The organism is Streptomyces sp. NPDC020965, from assembly GCF_044333555.1.
In the GTDB taxonomy this organism is placed as follows: Bacteria; Actinomycetota; Actinomycetes; order Streptomycetales; family Streptomycetaceae; genus Streptomyces.
This window is the reverse complement of the sequence record NZ_JBIRRE010000007.1, coordinates 135,234-160,570: the sequence shown is the minus strand read 5'-3', so window position 1 is coordinate 160,570 and position 25,337 is coordinate 135,234. Positions and strand designations below refer to the sequence as shown.

General features: G+C 71.8%; 29 protein-coding genes. 13 read left to right on the top strand and 16 right to left on the bottom strand.

What is annotated here, in order from left to right; genetic code table 11:
* Positions 1–165 precede the first annotated feature (165 nt).
* Entirely contained in the window at positions 166–1,008 is an 843-nt protein-coding gene (locus ACH4S7_RS22125) for a peptidyl-tRNA hydrolase (protein WP_398522945.1), read from the bottom strand.
* Between the two features lie 83 nt (positions 1,009–1,091).
* Between ACH4S7_RS22125 and ACH4S7_RS22120 the strand changes: the two genes are divergently transcribed.
* Positions 1,092–1,763 carry an AIM24 family protein gene (locus tag ACH4S7_RS22120; RefSeq protein ID WP_398522944.1) on the top strand — a complete coding sequence of 224 codons (672 nt, stop codon included), beginning with the start codon at positions 1,092–1,094 and terminating at the stop codon, positions 1,761–1,763.
* 18 nt (positions 1,764–1,781) lie between these two features.
* Here the strand turns inward: ACH4S7_RS22120 and ACH4S7_RS22115 are convergent, their stop codons facing one another.
* The 3 genes from ACH4S7_RS22115 to ACH4S7_RS22105 all read right to left on the bottom strand — a co-directional run bounded on the left by ACH4S7_RS22115 (position 1,782) and on the right by ACH4S7_RS22105 (position 3,089).
* Positions 1,782–1,961, bottom strand: coding sequence for a hypothetical protein (locus ACH4S7_RS22115; RefSeq protein ID WP_398522943.1), 180 nt, complete (start codon positions 1,959–1,961; stop codon positions 1,782–1,784).
* 255 nt (positions 1,962–2,216) lie between these two features.
* Positions 2,217–2,579, bottom strand: coding sequence for a hypothetical protein (locus ACH4S7_RS22110; RefSeq protein WP_398522942.1), 363 nt, complete (start codon positions 2,577–2,579; stop codon positions 2,217–2,219).
* A gap of 63 nt (positions 2,580–2,642) precedes the next feature.
* Positions 2,643–3,089, bottom strand: coding sequence for a hypothetical protein (locus ACH4S7_RS22105; RefSeq protein WP_398522941.1), 447 nt, complete (start codon positions 3,087–3,089; stop codon positions 2,643–2,645).
* Positions 3,090–3,313: 224 nt separating this feature from the next.
* On the opposite strand from ACH4S7_RS22105, the gene ACH4S7_RS22100 reads away from it, so the two are divergent.
* On the top strand, positions 3,314–5,158 hold the full coding sequence (locus ACH4S7_RS22100) for a hypothetical protein (RefSeq protein WP_398522940.1): 1,845 nt from the start codon (positions 3,314–3,316) through the stop codon (positions 5,156–5,158).
* 81 nt (positions 5,159–5,239) lie between these two features.
* Here ACH4S7_RS22100 and ACH4S7_RS22095 read toward each other — a convergent pair whose 3' ends face one another.
* Positions 5,240–6,082, bottom strand: a complete 843-nt coding sequence (locus tag ACH4S7_RS22095) for a polysaccharide deacetylase family protein (RefSeq protein WP_398522939.1) — start codon at positions 6,080–6,082, stop codon at positions 5,240–5,242.
* A gap of 134 nt (positions 6,083–6,216) precedes the next feature.
* Entirely contained in the window at positions 6,217–6,705 is a 489-nt protein-coding gene (locus ACH4S7_RS22090; protein WP_398522938.1) for a MarR family winged helix-turn-helix transcriptional regulator, read from the bottom strand.
* 132 nt (positions 6,706–6,837) lie between these two features.
* Here ACH4S7_RS22090 and ACH4S7_RS22085 point away from each other — a divergent pair, with 132 nt between their 5' ends.
* The gene (locus tag ACH4S7_RS22085) at positions 6,838–7,251 is read left to right on the top strand and encodes an organic hydroperoxide resistance protein (protein ID WP_398522937.1); all 414 of its coding nucleotides are present in this window, start codon (positions 6,838–6,840) and stop codon (positions 7,249–7,251) included.
* Positions 7,252–7,430: 179 nt separating this feature from the next.
* Here ACH4S7_RS22085 and ACH4S7_RS22080 read toward each other — a convergent pair whose 3' ends face one another.
* A complete protein-coding gene (locus ACH4S7_RS22080; protein ID WP_398522936.1) occupies positions 7,431–8,045 on the bottom strand; it encodes a TetR/AcrR family transcriptional regulator in 615 nt (204 codons plus the stop codon).
* 83 nt (positions 8,046–8,128) lie between these two features.
* On the opposite strand from ACH4S7_RS22080, the gene ACH4S7_RS22075 reads away from it, so the two are divergent.
* Together ACH4S7_RS22075 and ACH4S7_RS22070 are read left to right on the top strand one after the other, a co-directional pair.
* A complete protein-coding gene (locus ACH4S7_RS22075) occupies positions 8,129–9,127 on the top strand; it encodes an LLM class oxidoreductase (protein ID WP_398522935.1) in 999 nt (332 codons plus the stop codon).
* On the top strand, positions 9,124–9,810 hold the full coding sequence (locus ACH4S7_RS22070) for a flavin reductase family protein (protein WP_398522934.1): 687 nt from the start codon (positions 9,124–9,126) through the stop codon (positions 9,808–9,810). Before ACH4S7_RS22075 ends, ACH4S7_RS22070 begins: the two co-directional genes overlap by 4 nt.
* 188 nt (positions 9,811–9,998) lie before the next feature.
* Here ACH4S7_RS22070 and ACH4S7_RS22065 read toward each other — a convergent pair whose 3' ends face one another.
* From ACH4S7_RS22065 to zapE, 3 genes are all read right to left on the bottom strand, one after another.
* The gene (locus ACH4S7_RS22065; RefSeq protein WP_398522933.1) at positions 9,999–11,357 is read right to left on the bottom strand and encodes an alkaline phosphatase PhoX; all 1,359 of its coding nucleotides are present in this window, start codon (positions 11,355–11,357) and stop codon (positions 9,999–10,001) included.
* Positions 11,358–11,501: 144 nt separating this feature from the next.
* On the bottom strand, positions 11,502–11,927 hold the full coding sequence (locus ACH4S7_RS22060) for an OsmC family protein (protein ID WP_398522932.1): 426 nt from the start codon (positions 11,925–11,927) through the stop codon (positions 11,502–11,504).
* Between the two features lie 42 nt (positions 11,928–11,969).
* Complete coding sequence (gene zapE / locus ACH4S7_RS22055; protein WP_398522931.1) at positions 11,970–13,049, bottom strand: cell division protein ZapE; 1,080 nt, start codon at positions 13,047–13,049, stop codon at positions 11,970–11,972.
* Positions 13,050–13,086: 37 nt separating this feature from the next.
* Here zapE and ACH4S7_RS22050 point away from each other — a divergent pair, with 37 nt between their 5' ends.
* From ACH4S7_RS22050 to msrB, 4 genes are all read left to right on the top strand, one after another.
* On the top strand, positions 13,087–13,923 hold the full coding sequence (locus ACH4S7_RS22050; RefSeq protein WP_398522930.1) for a pyrimidine reductase family protein: 837 nt from the start codon (positions 13,087–13,089) through the stop codon (positions 13,921–13,923).
* Positions 13,924–14,047: 124 nt separating this feature from the next.
* The gene (locus tag ACH4S7_RS22045; protein ID WP_398523180.1) at positions 14,048–14,500 is read left to right on the top strand and encodes an indole-3-glycerol phosphate synthase; all 453 of its coding nucleotides are present in this window, start codon (positions 14,048–14,050) and stop codon (positions 14,498–14,500) included.
* A gap of 66 nt (positions 14,501–14,566) precedes the next feature.
* The gene (murC, locus tag ACH4S7_RS22040) at positions 14,567–15,961 is read left to right on the top strand and encodes a UDP-N-acetylmuramate--L-alanine ligase (protein ID WP_398522929.1); all 1,395 of its coding nucleotides are present in this window, start codon (positions 14,567–14,569) and stop codon (positions 15,959–15,961) included.
* Between the two features lie 13 nt (positions 15,962–15,974).
* Entirely contained in the window at positions 15,975–16,382 is a 408-nt protein-coding gene (gene msrB, locus ACH4S7_RS22035; RefSeq protein ID WP_398522928.1) for a peptide-methionine (R)-S-oxide reductase MsrB, read from the top strand.
* An 84-nt stretch (positions 16,383–16,466) separates the two neighbouring features.
* On the opposite strand, the gene ACH4S7_RS22030 is transcribed toward msrB, so the two are convergent.
* Entirely contained in the window at positions 16,467–16,898 is a 432-nt protein-coding gene (locus ACH4S7_RS22030) for a VOC family protein (protein WP_398522927.1), read from the bottom strand.
* A gap of 44 nt (positions 16,899–16,942) precedes the next feature.
* Between ACH4S7_RS22030 and ACH4S7_RS22025 the strand changes: the two genes are divergently transcribed.
* The 3 genes from ACH4S7_RS22025 to ACH4S7_RS22015 all read left to right on the top strand — a co-directional run bounded on the left by ACH4S7_RS22025 (position 16,943) and on the right by ACH4S7_RS22015 (position 19,907).
* A complete protein-coding gene (locus tag ACH4S7_RS22025; protein ID WP_398522926.1) occupies positions 16,943–17,563 on the top strand; it encodes a nucleoside/nucleotide kinase family protein in 621 nt (206 codons plus the stop codon).
* 81 nt (positions 17,564–17,644) lie between these two features.
* Positions 17,645–18,601 (top strand): hypothetical protein, encoded by a 957-nt coding sequence (locus ACH4S7_RS22020; RefSeq protein WP_398522925.1) that lies wholly within the window; start codon positions 17,645–17,647, stop codon positions 18,599–18,601.
* A 181-nt stretch (positions 18,602–18,782) separates the two neighbouring features.
* On the top strand, positions 18,783–19,907 hold the full coding sequence (locus ACH4S7_RS22015) for an aminopeptidase P family protein (protein ID WP_398522924.1): 1,125 nt from the start codon (positions 18,783–18,785) through the stop codon (positions 19,905–19,907).
* A gap of 60 nt (positions 19,908–19,967) precedes the next feature.
* Here the strand turns inward: ACH4S7_RS22015 and ACH4S7_RS22010 are convergent, their stop codons facing one another.
* The 3 genes from ACH4S7_RS22010 to ACH4S7_RS22000 are packed head-to-tail and all read right to left on the bottom strand — an operon-like array spanning position 19,968 to position 21,869.
* Complete coding sequence (locus ACH4S7_RS22010) at positions 19,968–20,369, bottom strand: arsenate reductase ArsC (protein ID WP_398522923.1); 402 nt, start codon at positions 20,367–20,369, stop codon at positions 19,968–19,970.
* Positions 20,362–21,474, bottom strand: coding sequence for an ACR3 family arsenite efflux transporter (gene arsB, locus ACH4S7_RS22005; protein ID WP_398522922.1), 1,113 nt, complete (start codon positions 21,472–21,474; stop codon positions 20,362–20,364). Before arsB ends, ACH4S7_RS22010 begins: the two co-directional genes overlap by 8 nt.
* Positions 21,471–21,869 carry an ArsR/SmtB family transcription factor gene (locus ACH4S7_RS22000; RefSeq protein ID WP_398522921.1) on the bottom strand — a complete coding sequence of 133 codons (399 nt, stop codon included), beginning with the start codon at positions 21,867–21,869 and terminating at the stop codon, positions 21,471–21,473. Before ACH4S7_RS22000 ends, arsB begins: the two co-directional genes overlap by 4 nt.
* An 80-nt stretch (positions 21,870–21,949) precedes the next feature.
* Here ACH4S7_RS22000 and ACH4S7_RS21995 point away from each other — a divergent pair, with 80 nt between their 5' ends.
* A complete protein-coding gene (locus ACH4S7_RS21995) occupies positions 21,950–22,426 on the top strand; it encodes an ArsI/CadI family heavy metal resistance metalloenzyme (RefSeq protein WP_398522920.1) in 477 nt (158 codons plus the stop codon).
* A gap of 138 nt (positions 22,427–22,564) precedes the next feature.
* Here the strand turns inward: ACH4S7_RS21995 and ACH4S7_RS21990 are convergent, their stop codons facing one another.
* Together ACH4S7_RS21990 and ACH4S7_RS21985 are read right to left on the bottom strand one after the other, a co-directional pair.
* Complete coding sequence (locus ACH4S7_RS21990) at positions 22,565–24,118, bottom strand: FG-GAP-like repeat-containing protein (RefSeq protein WP_398522919.1); 1,554 nt, start codon at positions 24,116–24,118, stop codon at positions 22,565–22,567.
* Positions 24,119–24,332: 214 nt separating this feature from the next.
* The gene (locus ACH4S7_RS21985) at positions 24,333–25,337 is read right to left on the bottom strand and encodes an aldo/keto reductase (protein WP_398522918.1); all 1,005 of its coding nucleotides are present in this window, start codon (positions 25,335–25,337) and stop codon (positions 24,333–24,335) included.

The following is a 25,337-nucleotide window of genomic DNA, read 5'->3' as shown; positions in this document are numbered from 1 at the left end:
CCGCGTGCAGCAGTCATGGCCCTGCCAGGCCGCGGCGAATCCAGAAAGGGGGACGTTCAGAGGTTGATTTGAGGTTCCCGGAGTCCGGGTTCGACTCTCCATCGGTGTGCGGAACCGCTCCCGGACGGCCGGATCACGGGCCGGGGCTCAGGGCACGCGGGCGCCTCACCGGGCCGGGTGCCGGAGCGCCGGATGATCCGCGACCACCGTGCAGCTCCCGGGCGCGATCTCGGTGAACCCGGCGTCCCGCACCACCGGCAGCCCGGCGGTCGTGAGCCGCGCCCACTGGTCCGGCTCCGCGGTCCGTACGGTGAGCGGGAACCCCGCCGCCGCCCATGCCGCACGGTCCGCGTCCGACAGCTCCCACCAGGCCAGTTGCGCACCGTGGCCGGCCTGGGCCATCGCCTTCCCCGCCGACATGTCCAGCTCGGGACTGAGCCAGAGCACGGTGCCCGACGGATCGGGCGCGGTGGGCGGCTCGGGGTCGTCCAGGTCCGTCCCCGACACCTGGAGCTTGGCCAGCTCCTTCGGCCAGCCGTCCAGCGGTACCGGCGGGAAGACCCGCACCTCCGCGGTCCCGCCGGTCACGGTGATCCCCGGCAGCGCCGACGCCTTGCGCCACTCGGCGCCCCGCGCCCGCCGCACCACCTTGCGGATCCGGGCGTCCTGCCAGTCCCGCATCGTCTCGGCCCACGGGCCGTCGCCGGTGGACCGCTCGTCGCCGAGGATGGTGAGCACGGCGCGGGCCGCGGCCTCCAGCGCGTCGGTACGGGCCGGGGGCGCGGCCTTCTCGATCCGTACGACCAGGGGCAGCACGAACTGCGGCGCCGCGTCGCGGTCCGTGTCCTGGTGCCGGAAGGGGCTGTCGCCGGGGCCGGGGCCGGGGCCGGGGCCGGGGAGCGGAGGTGCGCCGTTGCCGGCTTCGGTGCCGGGGTGAGGCTCGGAGCCGGTCTCGGGGCGGCGCTCGGAACCGGTTTCGGTGTCGGGGCGGGGAGATTCGCTGGTCACACCGGACAGTGTGCCAGCGGGCCGGGTCATGGGCGGTGCTGGCTTCTTGGCGTAATGGGCCTCTCCGGGTGAGTATGCGTGTCATGAAAAGCGATCTCTTTGCCTCCGAGAACATGGCGCAGCCGGCGACGGTCCCCGGAATGACCCAGCAGAACGCCAAGTCGATCAAGTACGTCGTCAGCGGGGAGATGTACGCCCGGCAGGGCTCGATGATCGCCTTCCGCGGCGACCTCCAGTTCGAGCGCAAGAGCCAGGGCATAGGCGGCATGCTCAAGCGCGCCGTCACCGGTGAGGGCCTGCCCGTGATGGCGGTGCGCGGTCAAGGCGAGGCGTGGTTCGCGCACGAGGCCGCGAACTGTTTCATCATCGACATCGAGCAGGGCGACGCGCTGACCGTCAACGGCCGCAATGTGCTCTGTTTCGACGCCGCCCTCTCGTACGAGATCAAGACGGTGAAGGGCGCCGGCGCGGCCGGTGGCGGCCTCTTCAACAGCGTCTTCACCGGACAGGGCAAGCTCGCCGTCATCTGCGAGGGCAACCCCATCGTGATCCCGGTCACCCCCCAGCAGCCGGTCTGTGTGGACACCGACGCGGTCGTCGGCTGGAGCGCCCACCTGGACACTTCGCTGAACCGCTCGCAGTCCATCGGCTCCATGGTGCGCGGCGGCTCGGGCGAGGCGGTGCAGCTGATGCTCAAGGGCGAGGGCTTCGTGATCGTCCGCCCCAGCGAGCTGGTGCCCCAGAAGGCGAGCTAGTTTCCCTTTGCGGGAGGGCTAACCCGAGCAGGCCGTGCGCTGGGCCTCGTGCCAGGCGCAGACCGGACAGAGGGTGCTGCCCTTGGTGGATTCCGGATACTCGGTCGGTTCCCGACACAGCACACATTCGGCGAAGGGGCCCTCGGCGGCCGCCTTCGCGGGCGTGGGACTCTGCCCCACGCAGTACGGATCGTCCATACGCTGGAGCCTACGCCCGCTCCACGCGGGCCGTCCCTCCCGTGCCGCGCCCCGGCCCCGGGCGCGCTGGTGTCACGGCTCCGTCCCTCGGCGGCCCCGTGCACCCCTCCGGCGAGTGAGCCGGAGGGGTGCACGGGTGCCGAAAGGGAGGGCCGGACGTAACCCGAGCGGTCCCGAGGTACGAGGGACCGAGCTCGATCGACCGTCGGCGCACGCTCACAGCGCCCCGGAGGCGAACCGGGCCCCCCGAAATGCTCAGCTGTTGACGGCGCCCGCGGCGACGACCCTCGCGCCGAGGTCACACCAGGTGGTGGACGTGCCGCCCGATCCCGCCCTGTTGCCGTAGTGGCGGTAGACGGGGTGTCCCGGCTTGTGGCAGTCCACGAAGCCCGTGAAGGAGCCGCCGAAGCACCTGATCGAGGCGCCGTGGTGACCGCCGCTGCCGGTCCGGTAGACCGGTCGCTCGCAGGAGAGCGCCGCGACGGCGGCCGGGGCCGCCGAGGTCCGCGAGGCGGGGGCGGGCGAGGCGGCGTTGGCCGACGATGCCATGCCGATCAGTCCGGTGCCGGCCAGGGCGAGTGACGCGACGACGGCGGCGACGTGGTGGTGAATGCGCATGGTGTTTCCTCCTGTTGATGGTGGTGAGCCCGCGATACGGAGTTCGGTGCGAGCCTCCAAAAATCAGCTACGGGTGCCCACGGTCGGGCTGCATCCATCGCCGGCGCAGATGTTCCAGGAGATGTACTTCCCGTTGGGGATGGAGACGGATCGCCACGTCCGGACCGCGCCGGTGTGCGTGGAGGTGAAGTGCTGGCCGTCGTAGGACCACCGCAGGGTCGCGTTACCGGCCCGGGCCTTCCAGATGCCGATCTTGTTGGTGGCCGCGTTGAAGACGGCCTGTGCGTTTCCGCGCGGGGTCCACAGGTCGACGGCGGTCGGGGCGGCCGCGGATCCGGCCGTCATGGCCGTCGTGGGTGAGTCCGTGGCGGCGGCGTTGGCGTTCACCGTCGTCGCCGCGAGCGACAGGAGCAGACCGGCGGCGGCCGCGGTGGTGGCCGCCCGGCGCACGGTGTGACCGAAGGGGCGGCGCCGTCGCGTGGACGGGGCGCCGGTGAGTGTCCGTGACACGGAAGAACCTCCAGAGTTGTCCGAAGAGTCGGTGGAGGTCCCAACGTGCCTTCTAGGCTGATTGTCCTTCGACGGAAAGTGATGAACGCCCATGTGGGCAACGGACAATCTGGATTGTCCGGCACGGTACGGGGGTCACGAACATGCGCAAGGCAGGCAGACCGCAAGGGCGACTCAAGGGAGAAACCGATGAAGCGAACGCATTGGCCACTTTTGTTCGGGGTGTGACGCGAGGCATCACCGTCCGTGAACTCGCACAGCGCTATCCCCTCGGCAAGACCACCTGGGGCGAGTACCGTTCCGGGGCCCGGGACATCCCGCTGCACTGGCTGGAACGGCTCATCTCCGACCGGGTCACGGACGCGCGGACGCGGCTGACGCTGCTGGAGCGGGCCAGGAATCTGCACGCGCACGCCACCGACGCGGCGCAGGGGGCCCGGCCACGGACCGACGCCCGCTCGGCCGCCCGCGAGATGCTCGACCGGGCGCGGGAGGCGCAGCGGCAGGCGGAGTCGAGTGTGCGGGAGTCCGCGCGGCTGATCGAACTCCTCGCGTCGGTCGCGGATGAGCTGCGCGACCGGTCGGGCACCGGGCCGCCGACCACCACGGGCCGGAGGGTCGGCGATACGGCGGGGCCCGTCGTGCGGGGCGGGTCCGGGGTCGAGCCCGGGGCGCTGGCGGCGGCGGAATGCCTGGCCGGGCTGCGCCAACTGCACCGGACGGCGGGGCAGGTCGCTCGGGCGGCCCGGCACGAACACGAAATCCACCGACTCCTCGCGGCCCGGCAGTGGATCCCGCCCGGTGGCGGGGGCGGCCGGGCGGCGGCGGGGGCCCGGATCGCTCCGTTCGGTGACGTCGATGTCCATCTGCCCGCGCTGTGGCGGGTGGAGGTCGGGATCGCCCGGACGCGTGCGGAGCTGGCGCACCGGGGCCGGGAGGTGGCCCTGCTGCTGGGCGTCGAACCGGCCGTGACCGTACTCAGCCCGGTGCGCGGGGAAGTGGTGGCAGTGGCCCCGGCTGCCCGGCCGTTGGGGGCGATCGTGCCGATCGGTCCCCGCCGCGCGGGCCCGCCGCCTCCGGGCACCTTCCGCCGGGCGGCGCGACGCGGGTTCCGGGCGGCCGGTTTCCTGGCCGCCGCCGCCGCTCTGCTGGCGGTGGGGGTGTTGATCGGTGGTCACCGCGCGCCCGGGTCGGTGGCGGTGACTGCGGTCCCGGACATCGGTCGGCATCCGGATCCGCTCCCCTCCCCGGTGGCGAGCCCGCGTGTGGTCACCACCCCGCCCGGCACGCTGTACGCCATCACTCCCCGGGATCGTGTCGTTCAGCAGTGGGGTGGGCCCGGCCGGGGCTGGACGCGCATGGGCGGTCGGGCGGCGAAGGTCCTCGCCGGCCGGGCCGGGGTGTTCGCCGTCCGCGCCGGTGACCGGAGACTGTTCGGCTATACGGGCACACCCGGGAAGTGGGTGCCCGTCAGTGGACCCGGCGCCGATTTCGTCATGAGCGGCGCCCATCTCTACCGGCTGGCCCCGGACCGGGGTGCCGTTCACCGGTGGGAGGGCGCGGGCGGGTGCTGGACGAAGATCGGTGGCCCGGCCGGACGGCTGTACGGGGGCGGGGCGGGCATGTTCGCCACCAACCCGCAGGACGGGCGGCTCTTCCGCTACGACCCCCGGCGGGACCTCTGGGAGCACATCGGCGGTGAGGGTGCCGACTTCGCCGTCGGCGACCACCATCTGTACGGGCTCTCGCCCGACCGGCGCACGGTCTTCCGGTGGGAGGGGAGGGGGTCCGCGTGGACCCGGATCGGGGGACCCGCGCACCATCTCCACGCGGGTCCGGCCGCGCTGTTCGCCACCAGCGCGGACGGTGACCGCCTGTTGCGGCACACCCGTGCTCCCGCGTCCTGGGCCGACGCCGGTACGGCGGGAGCTGATCTCGCCGTCACTGCCGATCATGTCTTCCGGCTGGCTCCGGACCGGCGGGCGATCCATCGGGCAGCGGGCGACCGGCCCGGCGCGGGGTGGACTCGGATCGGCGGCGCGGCCGTCGCCCTGACGGTCAGCGGATGACCGGCGCCGGCGCGTTGGCGTTGGTCACGGGGGGTTGGCGAGTGAGTCGAAGTCCCGTGCGGGTGCCAAGGGGATGACCAGTCACCCCCTTGGCGAGCGAGCCGAAGGGGCACGCGTCATCAGCTCGGAGACCGTCACCATCCGGTAGCCGCGCCGGCGCAGCTCGGGCACGATCCGCTGGATCGCCCGCTCGGTGACCGGCGCCGCGCTGGTGGTGCAGTGCAGCACCACCAGCGAGCCCGGTCGCACTCCCGCGAGGACCTGTTCGGCGACGGCCTCCGCGTCCGTCGCGAAGGCGTCCCCGCTGACGACGTCCCACTGGATCGCCGTCACCCCGGTCGGAGCGATGGCGCGCAGCGCGGCGGTGTCGTAGCAGCCGCCGGGGAAGCGGAAGTACGGCACCACGCGGCGCACGCCCGCCGTACGGAACGCGGCGAAGGCCCGTTCCACATCGGCGCGCATCGCGTTCGGGGCGACCACCGGGAGGCCGTAGCAGGGGGAGGTGAAGGCGTAGTGGCTGTAGGAGTGGTTGGCGATCTCGAAGAGCGGGTCGTTGCCGATGGCCTTCGCCTGGTCCGGGTACTCCTCGGCCCAGCGGCCGGTCATGAAGATCGTTGAGGGGACCTTCAGCCGCCGCAGGGAGGCGATGAGCCCCGGGTTGTCGAATCGCTCGCCACTGTGCGCGCGGGGGCCCTGATCGGCGGTCATATCCGCGTCGAAGGTGAGGGCGACGGTCTTGGCCGCCGCTTCGGGCCCGGCTGCGGCGCGGTTGACGACCGGGGCCAGGGCGTGGGGCTTCCCGGGCGCAGGACCAGCGAAGGAAGGGCCAGCCGGACCGGGGGAGTGATGGGTGACGGGCCCCCGCTCGGCGCCGCAGCCGATGGCGACGGCGCCCAGGACGGCGACGGCCAGCAGTCTTCTCATGGCAATGATCACCAAAGGAAAATATACGATCATTCCACTAAATAATGGACATATTTTCCGTGTCGGGATCGGGATGTCGACGCGATGTGGTGATGCCTCAGGCCGGGGCCCTGCCCGCGGTGAGTCCTACGGGCTCAAGATCCGGCGAGTGCCCGCTGGTCCGCTGAGTCCAGCACCTCGGTCAGTGCGTTCAGCTCGTCCCGCAGCGCCCGGATGCGCTCCAGCGGCAGGCCCGTCGCCGCCGTGATCCGCTTCGGGACCTCCAGCGCCCGCATCCGCAGCGCCGCGCCCTCCTCGGTGGGTCGGGCGGTCACCGAGCGCTCGTCCTCCAGGCTGCGTCGGCGCTCCACGTACCCCGCCGACTCCAGTCGCTTGAGCAGCGGTGACAGGGTGCCCGAGTCCAGGCGCAGATGGTCGCCGATCCGCTTGACCGGCAGTTCGCCGTGCTCCCAGAGCACCAGCATCACCAGATACTGCGGATAGGTCAGTCCCAGATCCTTCAGTGCGGTCCGATAGACGCCGTTGAACGCCCGGGACGCGGCGTGCAGCGAGAAGCAGATCTGCTGGTCCAGGCGGAGGTACCGCTCGGTCGGCGCCTCGGTCGGCATGGGCTGCTCTTCCATGGGTTCATCGTACCCGCGCATCATTTAGTTGTGCACAACTGAATTGCGTGCTTGACTGAATCCGCCGAGGGGCTCACCCCGGAGCAAAGACCGAAGAATCACCGCGCAGCATCATGAAGAGGGGTACGTCTCATGGACGCGATCTACACCGCCGTCGCCACCGCCAATGGCCGTGAGGGCCGGGCCGTCAGCTCCGACGGTCAGGTCGATCTGCCGCTGGCCTTCCCCGCGGCCCTCGGTGGTGACGGTCGGGGCACCAACCCCGAGCAGCTCTTCGCCGCCGGTTATGCCGCCTGCTTCGCCAGTGCGCTGGGTGCCGTCGGCCGGCAGGAGAAGATCGACGTCAAGGACGTTTCGGTGACCGCCGAGGTCTCCATCGGCAAGGAGGAGGACGGTGGCTTCGGCCTCGCCGTGGTCCTGCGGGTGGAGCTGCCCGACCACCTCCAGGGTGAGGCGGGCGACGCCCTCCTGAAGAAGGCGCACGCCACCTGCCCGTACTCCAAGGCGACGCGCGGCAACATCGCGGTCGAGGTGGTCGCCGAGTAACCGAATGGGTGCAATGCCCAGCGGCCGTGGTGGCGGCCCAGCGGCCAGCACCCAGCGGTCGGACAGTCGCACAATCGAATACGCGAAGAAGCGCACGGCGCCTGGTCCGACGGACGGGCGGCCGCGCGACGGAACGGCCGTCAGGGGTGATCCCCTGGCGGCCGTTCCGTCGCGCGGCTTCAGCTCCGGGGTGTCGCTCCGACGAGCCGGCCGAGATGCACGGCGGCGTCCCGTAGCGGTGTGTCGTCGCCCGTCACCCGGCTCAACAGCTCGGCCCCCTCCAGCAGGCTGATGACCGTCCCGGCGAGGGACCGGGCCGCCGACGGGTCGATGCCGCTGTCTTCGAGCTTGACCGTGACGAGACCCTGCCAGTGCACGAGCGCCGTGGTGGCGGCCTCCTGGAGCCCGGGCACCCGGCCGATGGTCTCCAGCGCGGTGACCGCGATGGGGCAGCCGTCGCTCCAGTCCGACTCCCTGAGGCTGTCGGCGAGCAGCAGGGCGCAGGCGGCCGTGGCCTCGGCGGGGTCGGGGGACGAGGCGAGCCCTTCGGCCAGCAGGTCGCTGAACTCCGCCGCGCCGTGCCGCATCGCCTCGATGGCCAGCTCCTGCTTGCCCCCGGGGAAGAAGTGGTAGACGGAGCTGGGCGACGCCTTCGCGGCGCCGGCGATGAGCTTGACCGAGGTGCTCTCGTACCCCTGGCGCTGGAGCAGTCCGGCGGTGGCCTCGATGATCCGGTGGCGGGTGTCGGCCTCGGACCGGCGGTTCGGCGGTGGTGTCGCTTCCCTGGCTTCCATGCGCCCATCCTACTGGTTGGAACGTTCGGTCCAGTCATGGTTATAGTCTGGACTGAACGTTCCAACCAGTGATGAGGGTAGCGATGACAACAGCAGCACCGGTGGCTCCGTGGGCGAGCCACCCCGGGTACGGGCGGATGTTCGCGCCCGGAGAGCTGACCGTGGGCCTGTTCCTGCCCCTGTGGCCGTACGCCGGCGAAATGACCGGGATGCGCGGTCACACCGAGGTCGTCCAGCAGGCCGACCGCTCGGGCTTCGCGGCGGCCTGGGTCCGGGACGTCCCGCTCGCCGATCCCTCCTTCGGCGATGTCGGGCAGGTGTACGACCCCTGGTCGGCGCTCACCTGGCTCGCGGCGCACACCTCCCGGATCGCACTCGCGACCGGCAGCGTCGTCTTCACCCTCCGACACCCCATCGACCTCGCCAAGCAGGCCGCTTCGGTGGATCACCTCAGCGGCGGCCGGCTGGTGCTCGGCGCCGCCTCCGGTGACCGGCCGGCCGAGTTCCCCGCGTATGGCGTCGACTACGAGACACGCGGAATCCGCTACCGGGAGACGTTCGACGCCTTCCGCGAACTCCTCGGCACCGATGTGCCCAGGGAGCTGGCCCACGGCGCCGACCTGCTGCCCAAGCCGGTGAGCGGAGGTGTCCCCCTGCTGGTCACCGGCTCGTCCCAGCAGTCGCCGAGCTGGATCGCGAAGAAGGCCGACGGCTGGCTGATCTACCCGATGGCCACCGCGACCGCCGAGGGGCCGCGAGCCCTCGGCCGCAAGATCGCCGCCTGGCGGGATCTGCTGCCGGCGGGGGAGTTCCGCCCGGTCGCCACCAATGAGTGGATCGACCTGGTGGAGGACCCCAAGCACCCACCGACCCCGCTGCGCGGCGGGTTCGTCCTGCGGACCGGCACCGAGGGGCTGCTCGAACTCCTGGGCCGCTGGAAGGAGGCTGGCGTCAACCACGGCGCCCTCGGTGTCCAGCACGGCCGCAGGCCCGCCGCCGAAGTGGTGGCCCAGCTCGGTGAAGAGGTCGTACCGCACTTCCCGGCCCTGGCCGCCCCCGCGCCGTTGGCACCCTCGTGGTGACCCCGCTGACCGGCGCGGGCACCGGCGGCCCGGCCGCCGCCGAGTTCCGCGACGCCATGCGGCGCTGGGCGACCGGTGTCGCCGTCGTCACCACCGAGGGCCCCGACGGGCCGCACGGCATGACGGTCAACTCCCTGCTCTCGATATCCCTCGACCCACCGACGCTGCTGATCTCGCTGAAGCGCGGCAGCCGCACCCACGGCATCCTCGAACGGACACCCGGCTTCACCGTGAACATCCTCGCCGGAGAGCAGCGGGAACTCGCCGACCGGTTCACCAGGCGGCGGGAGATCGGTGAGCACGAGTTCGACGGAGTGCGCCGCCGGCCGTCCCCCGACGGCGGGGGACCGGAACTGGAGGGCGGCCTCGCCGTTCTGACCTGCCGTACGACGGAGCGTGTCGAGGTCGCCGACCACTCGCTGATCATCGCCACCGTCAGCCGGGCCCGGGTGGCGCCGGCCGACGATCGGGCGGGGGCGCTGCTCTACGCGGGCCGGGGCTACCACCGACTCACCGGTCTCGCCTCACCCACCGGGCCCGCTCCCCTCACCGGACCCGCCTCACCCACCGGACCCGCTCTACTCACCGGTCTCGCCTCACCCACCGAAGAGCGGGGGCCGGAAGCGGCCGCGCGGGACGCCGTGGGCGCGGCGCCCACGGAATCGGGCTGTCCGCGCGGGTGAGCCCCGGGCCAGGACCTGCCGGCCCGTCCCCGTACCGTACGAACCACTCCTCGTACCGTACGAACGGGACGGGCCGCAGCGTCCCGGCCGCGCCCACCGACCGGGCCGGCCGCGCGCATCACGGACCCGGAACCCGGGGCCGGCCGCGCGCCGGCCCCACCCCAGCGCGGCCGAGCCTCAGGGAGGACTCAGCACCACGGCCCCGTGATCGCGAAGGTCGTCCCCGGCCGATAGACGTTGACGTACATCGTCTCCTCGTCCGGCGAGAACGCCACCCCCGCGAACTCACCCCACCGCGGCGCCTCCGGCGTCCCCGTGTTCTGCCGGTTCCGGGCCACCGTGTACAGCTCGCCGTGCCGCGTCAGCCCGTACACATGCTGTGCGCCGTCCCCGTCCTCGCACACCATCAGCCCGCCGCTGGGCGCGAGGCAGATGTTGTCCGGGGACTCGCCGGGCAGTTGGATGTCCGTGCTCGGACCGAAGACGATCACCAGTGTGAGACGACGGTGATCCGGCTCGTACTTCCACACCTGCCCGTAGTGGTCCCCCGCCGACCCCTGGGCGCTGCGCGCGAAGCTGGAGACGAAGTACGCCGCCCGCCCGCCCCAGTAACAGCCCTCCAGTTTCTGGGCGTGGGTGATGCCCCTCGGGCCGAAGTCCTGGACCCGGATCGGGGTCTCGCGGGCCTGACTGTCCGGTACGGGCACCCATTCGATCCGGTCGAAGACCGCGCCCGGCTCGTCGATCGCCGACAGGTCCGGCACGCCCGGCACCCGCATCGCCTCCAGCTCTCCGCCGGCGCGCAGCGAGCCCGAGCCGCCCAGTGGCCGTTCCGGCAGGAAGCGGTAGAAGAGCCCGAACGGCGGCTGGAAGGCGTCCTCCGTCTCGTACACGATCCCGCTGCGCGGATCGAGGGCGACGGCCTCGTGCTGGAAGCGGCCCATCGCCGTCAGCGGCACCGCGCCGGTGCGGTGCGGATCGGCGCCGTCCACCTCGAAGACGAAGCCGTGGTCCTTGGTGTAGCCGTTGGTCCCGGCCTTCGACTCGTTCTCCTCGCAGGTCAGCCAGGTGCCCCAGGGGGTCGGCCCGCCCGCGCAGTTGACGGCGGTACCGGCGACGGCGACCCGCTCGGAGAGCACATTGCCGCGCCCGTCCAGCTCCAGCGCCGTACAGCCGCCTCTGGCCATCGGGTCGTAGGTGAGACCGGGGACGGTCGGGACGCCGAGCGCGGAGGTGTGGCTGTTCTCGTGGTTGCGTACGAGATGGACGCGCCCGCGCCGGCCGGGGAGGGCGCCCATACCGTCGGGCCGCCCGGGGACCCTGCCCTCACCGGAGCTCATCTCCTGGCCCTCCCGGGAGAGGACGGTGTAGCGGAAGCCCTTCGGCAGGTCCAGCAGACCGGCCGGATCGGGGACGAGCGGCCCGTAGCCGCGGTGGCCACGGGCGACGGCGGTACCCGCGAAGAGTTCGGGGAACGCTCCGGTGAACGCGATCCCGGCGCTTAACGCACCGGTGCCGGTCAGGATCTGACGTCGTGTCGCTGACATGAGGCAACTCCCTGTTGGGGGACAGAGATGTGACCCGCACGTGTGTATCACGCGCCTGACGGCGAGTGAACAGTGCGGGCCACGGCACCTCGGACGGGCCGCGCCCCGGTGAACCGGAGGCTCACCGGGGCGCGGCCACGCGCATCAGGCCAGTTCGGCGGTGAGCGTGATCGTCGTGCCCGTGAGCGCCTGGCTCACCGGGCAGTTCTTCTTGGCGTTCTCGGCGGCCTCGCCGAAGGCGGCGGCGTCCACACCGGGCACCTCGCCGCGCACGGTGAGGTGGATACCGGTGATGCCCTCACCGGGCTGGAACGTCACATCGGCCTTGGTCTCCAGCCGGGTGGGCGGGGTACCGGCGCCGGTCAGGCCGTGCGAGAGGGCCATCGAGAAGCAGCTGGAGTGAGCCGCTGCGATCAGCTCCTCCGGGCTGGTCTTGCCATTGGCCTGCTCGGCGCGGGACGGCCAGGAGACCGGCTGCGAACCGATGCCGGAGGAGTCGAAGGTGACCGTGCCCGACCCCTTGAGCAGTTCGCCTTCCCAGACCGTGTGCGCCGTGCGTGTGGTGGCCATGGTGAATCCCTTCAGACGTAAAAGTGGGTTACGCCCCCGAACCTACTGGTCCGCCAGCCCCTTCGCGTCACGGGCCAGTGCCGTCAGCCGTGAGATGGCCCGGAAATACTTCTTCCGATAGCCGCCGTTCAGCATCTCGTCGCCGAACAGCCGGTCGAAGGGGAGACCGGAGGCGAGGACCGGCACCTCGCGGTCGTACAGCCGGTCGGCGAGCACCACCAGACGCAGCGCGGTGGACTGATCGGGCACCGGCCCGACATCGGTCAGACAGACCGCGCGCACGCCGTCGGTGAGGGCGCCGTACCGGCTGGGGTGCACCTTGGAGAGATGCTCCAGCAGCCCGGGGAAGTCGTCCAGGGAGGCGCCGTCGGTGGCGTACGCGGCCTTGGTGACCACCTCTTCGGAGTACGGGGCCGGGGCCTCGGGCAGCCCCCGGTGGCGGTAGTCCTCGCCGTCGATCCGCAGCGGCCGGAAGTGTGCGGACAGGCCCTGGATCTCGCGGAGGAAGTCGGCTGCGGCGAACCGGCCCTCGCCCAGTTTCCCGGGCAGGGTGTTGGAGGTGGCCGCCAGTGCCACGCCCGCCGCCACCAACTTGCCGAGCAGGGAGGACACGAGCACGGTGTCACCCGGGTCGTCGAGCTCGAACTCGTCGATGCAGAGGAGCCGGTGGCCGCTGAGCGTCCGTACGGTCTCCTGGAAGCCGAGCGCGCCGACGAGGTTCGTCAGCTCCACGAAGGTGCCGAACGCCTTGAGCGAGGGCTCGGCCGGGGTGGCGTGCCAGAGGGAGGCGAGCAGATGGGTCTTGCCGACGCCGTAGCCGCCGTCGAGGTAGACACCGCGCGGGGCGGTGGGGGCCGGGGGCTTCTTGGCGAACCAGCGGCGCCGGCCGGCGCCGCTCGCGTGCGCTCCGCCGAGGCCCGCCGCGAACGAGGCGAGGACGGTGACGGCCTCGCGCTGGCTCGGCTGGTCCGGGGCCGGGACGTAGGTGTCGAAGCGGACGGAGTCGAAGCGCGGTGGCGGCACCATCTCGGCGACCAGCCGGTCGGCGCGGACAAACGGTTCGCGGGCAGCGAGTGACAGCGGGGTCACTTCGGATATGGCGCTGGTGGCACGGGTCGACACAGTTCCCCACTGTAAGGGGCGTGCCAGACTGGATCACATGCGACGCCTGCTCCCTGTGACCGATCAGACAGCCGTCGAGGACCGTGAATGGTCCCTGGACGAGCTGGCCGAGGCATATGCCTACCCCTCAAACGACTCAGGTGCCGACGGCTCTGATGGCTCAGGCGGTTCGGGCGGCTCAGGCGGTTCGGGTGGTTCCGGTGGCGGCGGCGGGGCCTGGCTGCGGGCCAATATGGTCTCCTCGCTGGACGGCGCCGCCCAGCACGACGGCCGTTCGCAGCCGCTCTCCTCCGACACGGACATGCGGATCTTCGGCACGCTGCGGGCGCTCGCGGACGCGGTCGTCGTCGGTGCGGAAACGGTACGCCTGGAGGGGTACCGCCCCGCCCGCGCCCGGGAGGTCTTCGCCGCACGGCGGGCCGCCGCCGGCCAGCCCCCCGCCCCGGCCATCGCGGTGGTCAGCGCCTCGCTCGCGCTGGACTTCTCGCTGCCGCTCTTCACCGAGCCGCTGACGCCGACCCTGGTACTGACGGGGGCCGCCGCGCCCCCGGACCGGATCCGCGCGGCGGAGAAGGCGGGTGCCGAGGTGGTGATCGCCGGCGACGGGCCCGGTGTCGATCCCGTACGGGCCGTCCGGGCGCTGGGCGAACGCGGTCTGAAGCGGTTGCTCACCGAGGGCGGGCCGAGGCTGCTGGGCCAGTTCGTGGCCTCCGGGACGCTGGACGAGCTCTGTCTGACCGTCTCGCCGGCCCTGACCGCCGGGGATGCCCAGCGGATCGCCGGCGGCCCCGGTCCGGCCGTTCCGGAGCGGTTCGCCCTGGCCTCCCTGCTGGAGGAGGCGGGGTTCCTTTTCGCCCGCTACCGTCGCATCTGACAATCTGCGGAATTTACCGTTCCGGTTTGCTGCGGCTGGGCACACTTACTCTCGCAGACCCCGTGGGGCCACGGGGAAGGATGGTTTCCGCAGAAGGGCTCCTGACGTGTTCACAAGCGTACTGATGATCGAGAAGCCGCTGACGTCCGAGGACGTGGACTTCGTCACCACCCTGCACGGGGACGAGGACGTCTCCTTCGTCGTCCTGATGCAGCCCCGGGGGGACCAGGCCGACCTGCTGTTGCGCGCCATCGACGATGTGGCGCTCGGAGAGCTCAAGGAGGCCGCCCACGAGGGCGAGGAACCGGAGGGCGGTGAGGCGAAGGGGCCCGCCGAACGCGGACTGGCGCTCTCGCTGGCCGCCCTGCGCGCGGCGGGCTGCGCCGCGCAGGGGCAGGTGATCGAGAACCACCCCCTCGACCGGCTCAAGACCGTCGTGGAGGAGAAGGGCGCCGACGAGGTGATCGTGCTGACCGCGCCCCACTACGTCGAGGAGTTCTTCCACCGGGACTGGGCCTCCCGCGCCCGTCACCTGGTCGGCGTCCCGGTGCTCAAGCTCTTCGCACACAGCGAATAGGCTGGACACACCTCCGGCCCGCGCAGCGAGGGCCGGTACAGACGCTCATCCTCGGGAGACATACGCATGGCACCGGCCATCCCCAGCGCCCTGGAACGCCCGCACTTCATCGGCATCGGCGGCGCCGGGATGTCCGGCATCGCGAAGATCCTCGCCCAGCGCGGCGCCAAGGTCGCGGGCAGCGACGCCAAGGAGTCACCGACCGCCGAGGCGCTGCGCGCCCTGGGCGCCACGGTCCACATCGGGCACGAGGCCGGCCATCTCGCCGACGACGCGAGCTGTGTCGTCGTCTCCAGCGCCATCCGCGCCGACAACCCCGAGTTGGCGCGGGCCGCCGAGCTGTCCATCCCGGTGGTCCACCGCTCCGACGCGCTGGCCTCCGTGATGACCGGCCTCCGCTCCATCGCGGTGGCGGGCACCCACGGCAAGACCACCACCACGTCCATGCTGGCCGTGGCGCTCGGCGGGCTCGGTCTGGACCCCTCGTACGCCATCGGCGGCGATCTGGAGGGGCCGGGCACCAACGCCCGCCACGGTGACGGCGAGATCTTCGTCGCCGAGGCGGATGAAAGCGACCGGAGCTTCCAGAAGTACGACCCCGAGGTCGCGATCGTCCTCAATGTGGAGCTGGACCACCACGCGAACTACGCGTCGATGGACGAGATCTACGAGTCCTTCGAGATCTTCGCCGGCAAGATCGTCCCCGGTGGGACGCTGGTGATCGCCGCTGACCAGCCGGGCGCCGTCGAGCTGACCGCACGGCTGCGGGACCGCTCCGACCTGCGGATCGTCACCTACGGTGAGTCCGCGGACGCGGATGTCCGGATCCACAAGGTCACCCCGCGCGGGCTGACCAGCGAGGTCACGGTGGTCCTCGACGGCCGCTTCCTGACCTTCACCGTCTCCGTCCCCGGCCGCCACTACGCGCACAACGCCGTCTCCGCGCTCGCCGCCGGCGTCGCGCTCGGCATCCCGGCGCACAACCTGGCCTCCGCGATCGGCACGTACACCGGGGTCAAGCGCCGTCTCCAGCTCAAGGGCGAGGCGGCGGGCGTGCAGGTCATCGACTCCTACGCGCACCACCCGACCGAGATGACCGCCGACCTGGAGGCGATGCGGGGTGCGGCGGCCGACGCCCGGCTGCTCGTGGTCTTCCAGCCGCACCTCTTCTCCCGCACCCAGGAACTGGGCACCGAGATGGGTCAGGCGCTCGCGCTCGCCGACGCCTCGGTGCTGCTGGACATCTATCCGGCGCGCGAGGACCCGATCCCCGGCGTCACCAGCGAACTGATCGGCGCGGCCGGGCGCGCGGCGGGTGCGGAGATCACCGCCGTCAGCGATCCGGCGACCGTCCCCGATGTCATCGCGGGAATGGCGCGGCCGGGCGATCTCGTTCTCACCATGGGCGCCGGTGACGTCACGGACCTCGGTCCGGCGATCCTGGCGCGTCTGTCGAGCTGAGGAAGCGGTTTTCATGGCGTATGACATCGAGAAGCCGGACGACGAGTGGCGCGCGGAGCTGAACCCGGCCGAGTACCAGGTCCTGCGGAAGGCGGGCACCGAGCCCGCGTTCACCGGTGAGTACACGGACACCAAGACGGCGGGGGTGTACTCCTGTCGGGCGTGCGGATCGGAGCTGTTCCGCTCCGACACCAAGTTCGAGTCGCACTGCGGGTGGCCGTCGTTCTACGACCCCAAGGACACGGACGCGGTCGAGCTGATCCAGGACCGGTCGCACGGCATGGTCCGTACGGAGGTCCGGTGTGCGCGCTGTGGGTCGCACCTCGGTCATGTGTTCGAGGGGGAGGGGTATCCGACCCCTACGGATCAGCGGTACTGCATCAACAGTGTTTCGCTGCGGCTGACGCCCGACGAGAGCTGAGGGGGGCTGGCGCCCCCCGGTTCTCGGGGTTCCTGGGCGGAGGCGTCTCGGCTGTGTCGGGTTCTCCGGGCGGAGGGTCCGTCCTCAAACGCCGGACGGGCTGGATTTGGTGCGCCCGGACGGGCTGGAGTGGGCGGGCTGGAGGAGGTCCCAGCGGTTGCCGTAGAGGTCTTCGAAGACCGCCACCGAGCCGTAGGGCTCATGGCGGGGCTCCTCCAGGAAGTGGACGCCCGCCGCCGTCATCCGGGCGTGGTCGCCAGCGAAGTCGTCGGTGTGCAGGAAGAAGCCGACGCGCCCGCCCGTCTGCGCCCCCACGCTCGCCCCCTGGGTCTCGTCCTTGGCGCGGGCGAGCAGCAGTCCGGTGCCCTCGCCGCGTGGCGGGCGGACCACGACCCAGCGGGAGCCGTCGCCCCGGTCGGTGTCCTCGACGAGGTCGAAGCCGAGGGCTCCGGTGTAGAAGGCGATGGCCTCGTCGTACGCGCGAACGACCAGGGTGACCAGGGCGATGGAGGGCATAGGAAGCACGTTATACGTATGACCATCGATGGGACAATGCCTTCATGCGCGCACTCCCCGCCGAACTGACGGCCCGAGCCCTCGAACTCGCCGCCCCCGGCCGCCGCCTCCTCGGCATCACGGGCGCCCCCGGCGCCGGTAAGTCCACGCTCGCCGAACGGCTGGTCGACGCCCTCGACGGGCGGGCCGTCCTCGTCCCCATGGACGGCTTCCACCTCGCCCGTACCGAACTCGACCGGCTCGGCCGGGCCCACCGCAAGGGCGCCCCCGACACCTTCGACGCGGCCGGCTACGCGGCGCTCCTCGCCCGGCTGCGCGCTCCCGCCCCCGGCGTCACCGTCTACGCGCCCGCGTTCGACCGCGCCCTGGAGGAGGCGATCGCGGGCAGCGTCCCCGTACCGCCGGACATCCCCCTCGTCATCACCGAGGGGAACTACCTCCTCCATGACGAAGGACCGTGGGCTGCCGTGCGACCGCTGCTCGACGAGGTCTGGTTCCTGGAGCTGGACGCCGGGGTCCGGACGCGCCGGCTGGTCGACCGGCATGTCCGGTACGGGAAGGGGAGGGAGCGCGCCGAACGCTGGGTGCGGGAGTCGGACGACGTCAACGCACGGCTCGTCGCCCGGGGCAGGGACCGGGCCGACCGTGTCGTGCCGATGGCCTGAACCGGCCCTTCGCCGGGCCCGCCGAGCCGGGTGGGTACGCTCACAGCGCGGCACACAGCCGTCGAACGAAAGGCGGATGACGTGGGGTTGTTCCGGCGGCGAGGGCCGAAGCGCGACGGACGCGACGCACCCCGGGACCCCGAGTTCGACTATTTCTCCGCCGACGAGGGGGCGCTTTTCCGTGCCCAGGTGCGGGAGGCGTTCGCCGAACAGGGCCTGGAGGTGTCGGTCTACGCGGATGTCGTCTCCGACAGCGCGGGCCGGCAGTTCGGCCTCGCCAACCTCGCGGCGGTGCTGCACAACGACGACCGGGGCCCCCGCTCCTGGCCCGAACTGGTCCGCCGCCATGTCGGCATGGTGCTGCGGACCATGGACGCGCCCTCCGCCCTCGAAACGCTCCCGACGGACCAGATCAGATCCCAGATCTACCCCCGTGTCCTCGGCTCCGAGGGCTTCGACCCGGAGAGCTTCGGCTATGCGCGCCGACTGGCGCCCGGACTGTACGAGATCATCGCGCTCGACCTCCCCGAGAGCGTCATGATGCTGACCGACGACGCCCTCGAACCCCTCGGTGACCTGCCGTACCTGCGCGAACAGGCGCTCTACAACCTGCGCGGGCTGCCGCTGGAGGGCCATGAGACGGTCAAGGGCGACGCCGGAATGCGCTTCGAAGTGGTCCTCGGTGACTCCTTCTACACCGCCAGCCGGGTGCTCGCGCTGGAGAGCGTCGTACGGGAGGTCACCGGGGAGGCGCTGACGGCCAACGGCGTACTGGTGGCGCTGCCCTTCCGGCACCAACTGGCCTACCACGTCATCCGTGACACCACGGTGATCCCCACGCTCAACGCCATGGCGTCGTTCGCGGCCGCCGGGTACGCCGACACCCCGGGGGCGATCAGTCCGTACGTCTACTGGTGGCGTGACGGGACACTGACGCAGCTCAGCGACCGGGACGAGGACGGGGACGGGCTGCGGATCACCGTGGGCGAGGAGTTCCAGGAACTACTGGAACGGCTGGTGGCGGAGGGCGAGGGCTGAGGCTCCGCCCCGACGGCCGGGGCACCCCCTGAGCGCCCGCACCCCTGAGTCCGCGAGTCCGCTGAGGCCCCTGAGCCCCCTGAGTCCGCTGCGGCCCTGGGTACCGGTCGCCGCCCCCCGCCGCCCGCGCCCGGCCACGGCCGGGCTCGCGGGGGCCGGGGGCGGCGGGCACGATGGGCCTATGCCTGCCACCCTCGCGCCCTTCACCACCGACGACTACCGCGCCCGGATGGACCGCGCGGCGGGTGCCGCCGCCGACGCGGGCCTCGCGGGGGTGCTGATCGCCCCCGGCCCGGACCTCGCCCACCTCACCGGCTACCGCCCCCCGGCCGCCACCGAACGGCTCACCCTCCTCGTCCTCGTCCCCGGCGCCGACCCGGTGCTGGTGGTCCCGAAGCTGGAGGCGCCCGACGCCGAGCGCGCGGTGGGCGCCCCCGCCACGACCCTGCTCGACTGGACCGACGGCACGGACCCCTACGCGCTCACGGCCCGGCTGCTGGAGCCGTCCGGCCGGTTCGCCGTCAGCGACAACGCCTGGGCGCTCCATCTCCTCGGCGTCCAGCGGGCCCTGCCGACTGCGTCCTACATCTCGCTGACCGGGGCGCTGCCGATGCTGCGGGCGGTCAAGGACGAACCCGAGCTGGCCCGGCTGGCGGCGGCGGGCGAGGCCGCCGACGCGACGTACGGGGAGATCCTGAAGGTCCCGTTCGCCGGCCGCGCGGAGACGGAGATCGCGGACGATCTCGCCGCCCTGCTGCGCCGGTTCGGCCACTCCCAGGTGGACTTCACGGTCGTCGGCTCCGGCCCGAACGGCGCCAATCCGCACCATGAGGCGGGCGACCGGACGATCGAGCGGGGTGACATGGTCGTCCTTGACTTCGGCGGCCTCCGCGACGGCTACGGCTCCGACACCAGCCGTACGGTCCACGTCGGCGAGCCGTCCCCCGCCGAGCAGCACATCCACGACGTCGTCCGCGAGGCGCAGCAGGCCGGTTTCGACGCGGTGCGCCCGGGAGTGGCCTGTCAGGAGGTGGACCGGGCCGCCCGCGAGATCATCGAGGAGGCGGGGTACGGCGACCTCTTCATCCACCGTACGGGGCACGGCATCGGGGTCACCACGCACGAGCCGCCGTACATGATCGAGGGCGAGGAGCAACCGATGGTGCCGGGGATGTGCTTCTCGGTGGAGCCGGGGATCTATCTGCCGGGGCGGTTCGGGGTGCGGATCGAGGACATCGTGACGGTGACGCCGGACGGCGGCCGGCGCTTCAACAACACCGACCGGGAAATGGCGGTGGTGGAGTAGTCCCGGGGACCACTCCGGCCTCCGCCCGTCCCGGACTCCGGCCGCCCCGGCCCCCGCCCGTTACGCGATCTCGTCGATCAGCGTCCGGACGCGCCGTGCGATCTCGTCCCGGATCGGTCGTACGGCGTCGATCCCCCGGCCGGCCGGGTCGGTGAGCCGCCAGTCGAGGTAGGTCTTGCCCGGGAAGACGGGGCAGGTGTCGCCGCACCCCATGGTGATCACGACATCGGACATCCGCACCGCTTCCACAGTGAGGACCTTCGGGGTCTCGGCGGAGATGTCGACACCGACTTCGGCCATCGCCGCGACCACGGCCGGGTTCACCGCGTCGGCGGGGGCCGACCCGGCCGAGCGGACTTCGACGCGGTCACCCGCGAAGTGGGTGAGGAAGGCGGCGGCCATCTGGGAGCGCCCGGCGTTGTGGACGCAGACGAACAGCACCGAGGGCTTGGGCTCAGACACGGGCGGGGCCTTCCGGGGAGACGGCCGGTCCGGCCGCCGTGGTGGTCCGGGGGAAGTAGCGGCGGGTTCGGAGGGCGACATGGACGAGTCCGATGAGGACCGGGACCTCGATCAGCGGGCCGACGACCCCGGCGAGTGCCTGGCCGCTGGTGGCGCCGAAGGTGGCGATGGCGACCGCGATGGCGAGTTCGAAGTTGTTGCCGGCGGCGGTGAACGCCAGCGTCGTCGCCCGCGGGTAGTCGAGTCCGACGGCCCTGCCCAGGGCCATGGACCCGATCCACATGAGGGCGAAGTACACCAGCAGCGGCAGGGCGATCCGGGCGACGTCGAGGGGCTGGGAGGTGATGGCTTCGCCCTGGAGGGCGAAGAGGACCACGATGGTGAACAGCAGTCCGTAGAGGGCGAAGGGGCCGATGCGGGGGATGAGCCTGGTCTCGTACCAGTCGCGCCCCCGGGTCCGCTCACCGATGCGGCGGGTGAGGAACCCCGCGGCGAGCGGGATGCCGAGGAAGATGAGGACCGCGCGGGCGACGTCCCAGACGGAGGCGTCCAGGCCGGTGGTGGTCAGGCCGAGCCAGCCGGGCAGCAGGTCGAGGTAGAACCAGCCGAGCAGACCGAAGGCGAGCACCTGGAAGACGGAGTTCAGGGCGACCAGGACGGCGGCGGCCTCGCGGTCGCCGCGGGCGAGATCGTTCCAGATGATGACCATGGCGATACAGCGGGCGAGCCCGACGATGATCAGACCGGTCCGGTACTCGGGCAGGTCCGGCAGGAAGATCCAGGCCAGTGCGAACATCAGGGCCGGGCCGACGATCCAGTTCAGCACCAGCGACGAGACCAGCAGGGGGCGGTCGCGGGTGACGGTCTCCAGCCGGTCGTAGCGGACTTTGGCGAGGACCGGGTACATCATCACCAGCAGGCCGAGCGCGATCGGCAGCGACACCCCGTCGACCGTGACCTCGGCCAACGCGTCGCCCAGACCCGGGACGAGCCGTCCGAGGCCGAGGCCGACGGCCATCGCGACGAGGATCCAGAGGGCGAGGTAGCGGTCGAGGAACGACAGTCGCGACGCCACCGGTCCCGCCGCCGCTGCGGGGGCGGTCACGCGCCGACCCCGGCGGTCTCGGGCAGCGGTTCGCCGGCCGGGCGGGTGAGGATGGCGGCCAGCCTGTCGGTCATCGCGGGCAGCAGTCGGTAGTACACCCAGGTCCCCCGCCGTTCGGAAGCGATCAGCCCCGCCTCGCGCAGCAGCTTCAGATGGTGCGAGATCGTCGGCTGGGACAGATCGAAGGCCGGGGTGAGATCGCAGACGCAGACCTCTCCACCGGCGCGGGAGGCGATCATCGACAGCAGCCTCAGCCGCACCGGATCACCCAGCGCCTTGAACACCTTCGCCAGCACGACCGCCTGGTCCTCGTCCAGCGGTGCCGACAGCAGTCCGGGGCAGCACCCCTCCACCGTGGCGTCCTGTCCGATCACCGGAAGCTCTTCTTTCGACATCTTTCTATATTGACGTTATTCGATTCAAGGCGCAAGGTTGTATCGACAGGTATCAATGCAGATCGATCGGGGAGACCGCCATGTCCCGCGTCCAGCTCGCCCTCAACGTCGCCGATCTCGAAGCCTCGGTGACCTTCTACACCCGGCTGTTCGGAGTGGAGCCCGCCAAGCGCCGGCCCGGGTACGCGAACTTCGCGATCACCGAGCCCCCGCTCAAGCTCGTCCTCATCGAGGGCGAGCCGGGCCAGGACACCCGCCTGGACCACCTCGGCGTCGAAGTCGCCTCCACCGACCAGGTCACCGCCGCGGCCGACCGCCTCAAGGAGGCCGGGCTCGCCACCTTCGAGGAGGAGGACACCTCCTGCTGCTACGCCCTCCAGGACAAGGTCTGGGTCCACGGACCCGGCCGCGAGCCCTGGGAGGTCTATGTGGTCAAGGCCGATGCCGACCGGATGGGCGGCGGCCCCGCCCTCGCCGATGCCGAAGCCCGCCCCACCGGGGCGCCCGTCGTGGGCGAGACCGCCCCGGTCGCGGCCGACTGCGCCTGCGGCACCTGAACGGCGGAGGGGCCTCCGGGGGGTCCCACGCGATGGCGGGGGACCCCGACGGGGGGTACGGGCCGGGCCGGCGTGCTGATCGGGAGGTCGGTGGTTGACGGGGTACGGGCCGTCGGACCGGTATGCGTCAGACACGACCTAGCCGCCGAAGGACTCGCCGAACCCGGCCTCCATGGAGTTGGGGAGCCCCAGGTCGGTGGGTCCGAAGGTCTTGGCGCCGAGTCCTGTGGTGCCCTTCGGGGAACCGGGCAGTACCGAGACCGCGCCCCGCTCCGAGTCCTCGCCGGGCGAGCCGACGACGAGGTCGGCGCGCCGGTCGCCGTTGAGGTCGGTCAGTCCGAGGGCTGCGCCGAACCGGTCGCCGTCGTGGCCGATGCCGGGTACGCCGGCGGTGTCCTGGTCGTAGACCTTGGCGCCCCGGCCGGTGAGCCCCCCGGGGCCGCCGAGGAAGGTGGTCACCGTACCGGAGTGGGACAGTGCGCCGACGTCCTCGACGGGCGCGCCCGCCGCGACGTCCGCATAGCCGTCGCCGTTGATGTCGCCGACCGAGACCGAGGCGCCGAAGTAGTCGTCCTTCTCGGCGGTGTCCGGCACGCCCTCGGTGTCCTGGGTGAACACCTGCGGGGTCCGGCCGGTGTCCTGGCCGTTCTTCCCGCCGTGGACGACGGTGAACTTCCCGGTGTAGTTGCCGGTCGCGCCCTGGGCCCATTCCTCGCCGACCACGATGTCCGCGTGGCCGTCCTTGTCGAGGTCGCCGACGGCCACATGTCCGTCCGTGGCCGACCGGTTGATCAGCGGCTGCCCCTGCGCGTCCTTGAGGTTCCCGGTCCTGATCAGGCCCTTGCGGGTGCCCCGGTGGATCTCGATGCGGCTGACCGGCCCGGTCCGGCCCGGATAGACCTGCACCACCAGATCGGTGATGCCGTCGCCGGTGACGTCGCCGCTGTCGAGTGCGGTGTGGACGTAGGTCTGACCGTCCCGCAGCCCGAGCGAGATCGCGGACTTCGGCTTGCCGGCGCGGGTGATCGGCCCGTACAGGACCTCACCGCCCCGCCCCTGGCTGTAGTCGCCGGTGGCCAGATCGGCCCGGCCGTCGCCGTTGAAGTCCCCGGCGGCGAGGGAGGCGCCCCGGCGGACGTCGGCGCCGATCGGCGCGGTCTGGCGCACGGTGGTGGCGCCGTGTTGGGTCAGACCCTTCCTGCCGCCCCAGATGATGCTGATCTGACCGGCGTTGTGGTGGAACATATCGCCGATGGTCATGTCCTCACCGGTCTTGGAGACGGCGAGGTCGGCGTAGCCGTCCCCGTCGTAATCCTCCGCGACGGCCTGGTGACCGAAGTAATCGGACCGTTCGGATGCCCCCGGGACGCCCGGGGTCGCCTGGGTGATGATCTGGCGGTCGGCCGGTGTGACGCCCCGGGCGGAACCGTAGAGCACGACGACGGCCCCGGCCGCGTAGACCCGGTCGGTGGGTGAGCTGTACATCGGGACGGTGATGACGAGGTCCCGGTAGCCGTCGCGGTTGAAGTCCGCCGCGTTCTTGGCGGGGGCCTTGGCTTGCTGGGCGGGGGCGTTGGCCGCCGCCGTCTCCGGGCCGGTGGTGGGCGCGGCGATCGCGGCGGGCGCGATGCCCCCGGTGACCAGACAGGCGGAAGTGACCGCGACGGCGATGACCAAGGTGCGTGTGCGCAAGATGAGTCCCCCTGTGGTTCGTGGTGTCACCGGTGCTCCCGGGCGGTCACGGGAGCACCGGTGATCACTTGTGGTTCGCTCAGGAGACCCATGAGAGGCGTCAGAGGTTGCCCAGCACCGGGCAGGTGATTCCGGACCCGGGGGTGCCCCCGGGTCCGGCGCGGGCGGTATCACCGGGCCGCTGGTTCCCGCCGTGGCCGTGGCGCGCCCGCCGTCACAGCGTCCCGTGATCGTTCAACCGGCCCTGCATCTCGTACGGGTACGGCACCGGGCGCCGGCTCGCCGACTCCAGCCGCGCCGACTGATCGGCCGTCAGCTCCCAGCCGATCACACCGACGTTGTCCACCAACTGCTCCACCGTGCGGGGGCCGATGATCGGCGCCGTCACGGCGTCCTGGTCCAGCACCCAGCGCAACGCCACCTGCGCCGCGGTGCGCCCGGTCTCCTCCGCGACCGCGAGGACCGCGTCCACCACCCGCCAGGTCTCCTCGGTGGCCCGCTCGCGCCAGACCTCCCGGCCCGACTGCTCCTGGAAGCGGGCCTCCCGCGAACCGGCCGGGACCGTGGACATCCCGCGCCGGTACTTGCCCGTCAGCCAGCCGCCGCCCAGCGGGCTCCACGGGATCACACCGACACCGCGCTCCGCGCACAGCGGCAGCAGCTCCCACTCCGCTTCCCGGCGCAGCAGGTTGTAGAGCGGCTGGAGGCAGACGTACGGCTCCCAGCCCCGGTGGCCCGCCAGGTCCAGGGAACGCTGGAGCTGCGACGCCGTCACGTTGCTCGCGCCCACGTACCGGACCTTCCCGGCCCGGACCAGGGTGTCGAGCGTCGACAGCGTCTCCTCGACCGGGGTGGTGGGGTCCCAGATATGGGTCTGGTAGAGGTCGATGTACTCCGTGCCCAGCCGCCGCAGACTCGCCTCCACCGCCGCCACGACGTGTTTCCGGCTCAGCCCGCCGTCGTTGGGCGCGGTGCCCATCCGGCCCCACACCTTGGTCGCGATGACGAGGTCCTCGCGGTGCCGCCGGCGCAGCCAGCGGCCGAGGATCGCCTCCGACTCGCCCCGGTCGTACAGGTCCGCCGTGTCGATGAACGTGCCACCCGCCTCGGTGAACCCGTCCAGGACGCGGTGGGCGCTCGCATCGTCCGTGAAGCTCATCGTGCCCAGGCACAGTTCGCTGACCCGCAGGCCGGTCCGCCCCAGATTGCGTTGCTGCAT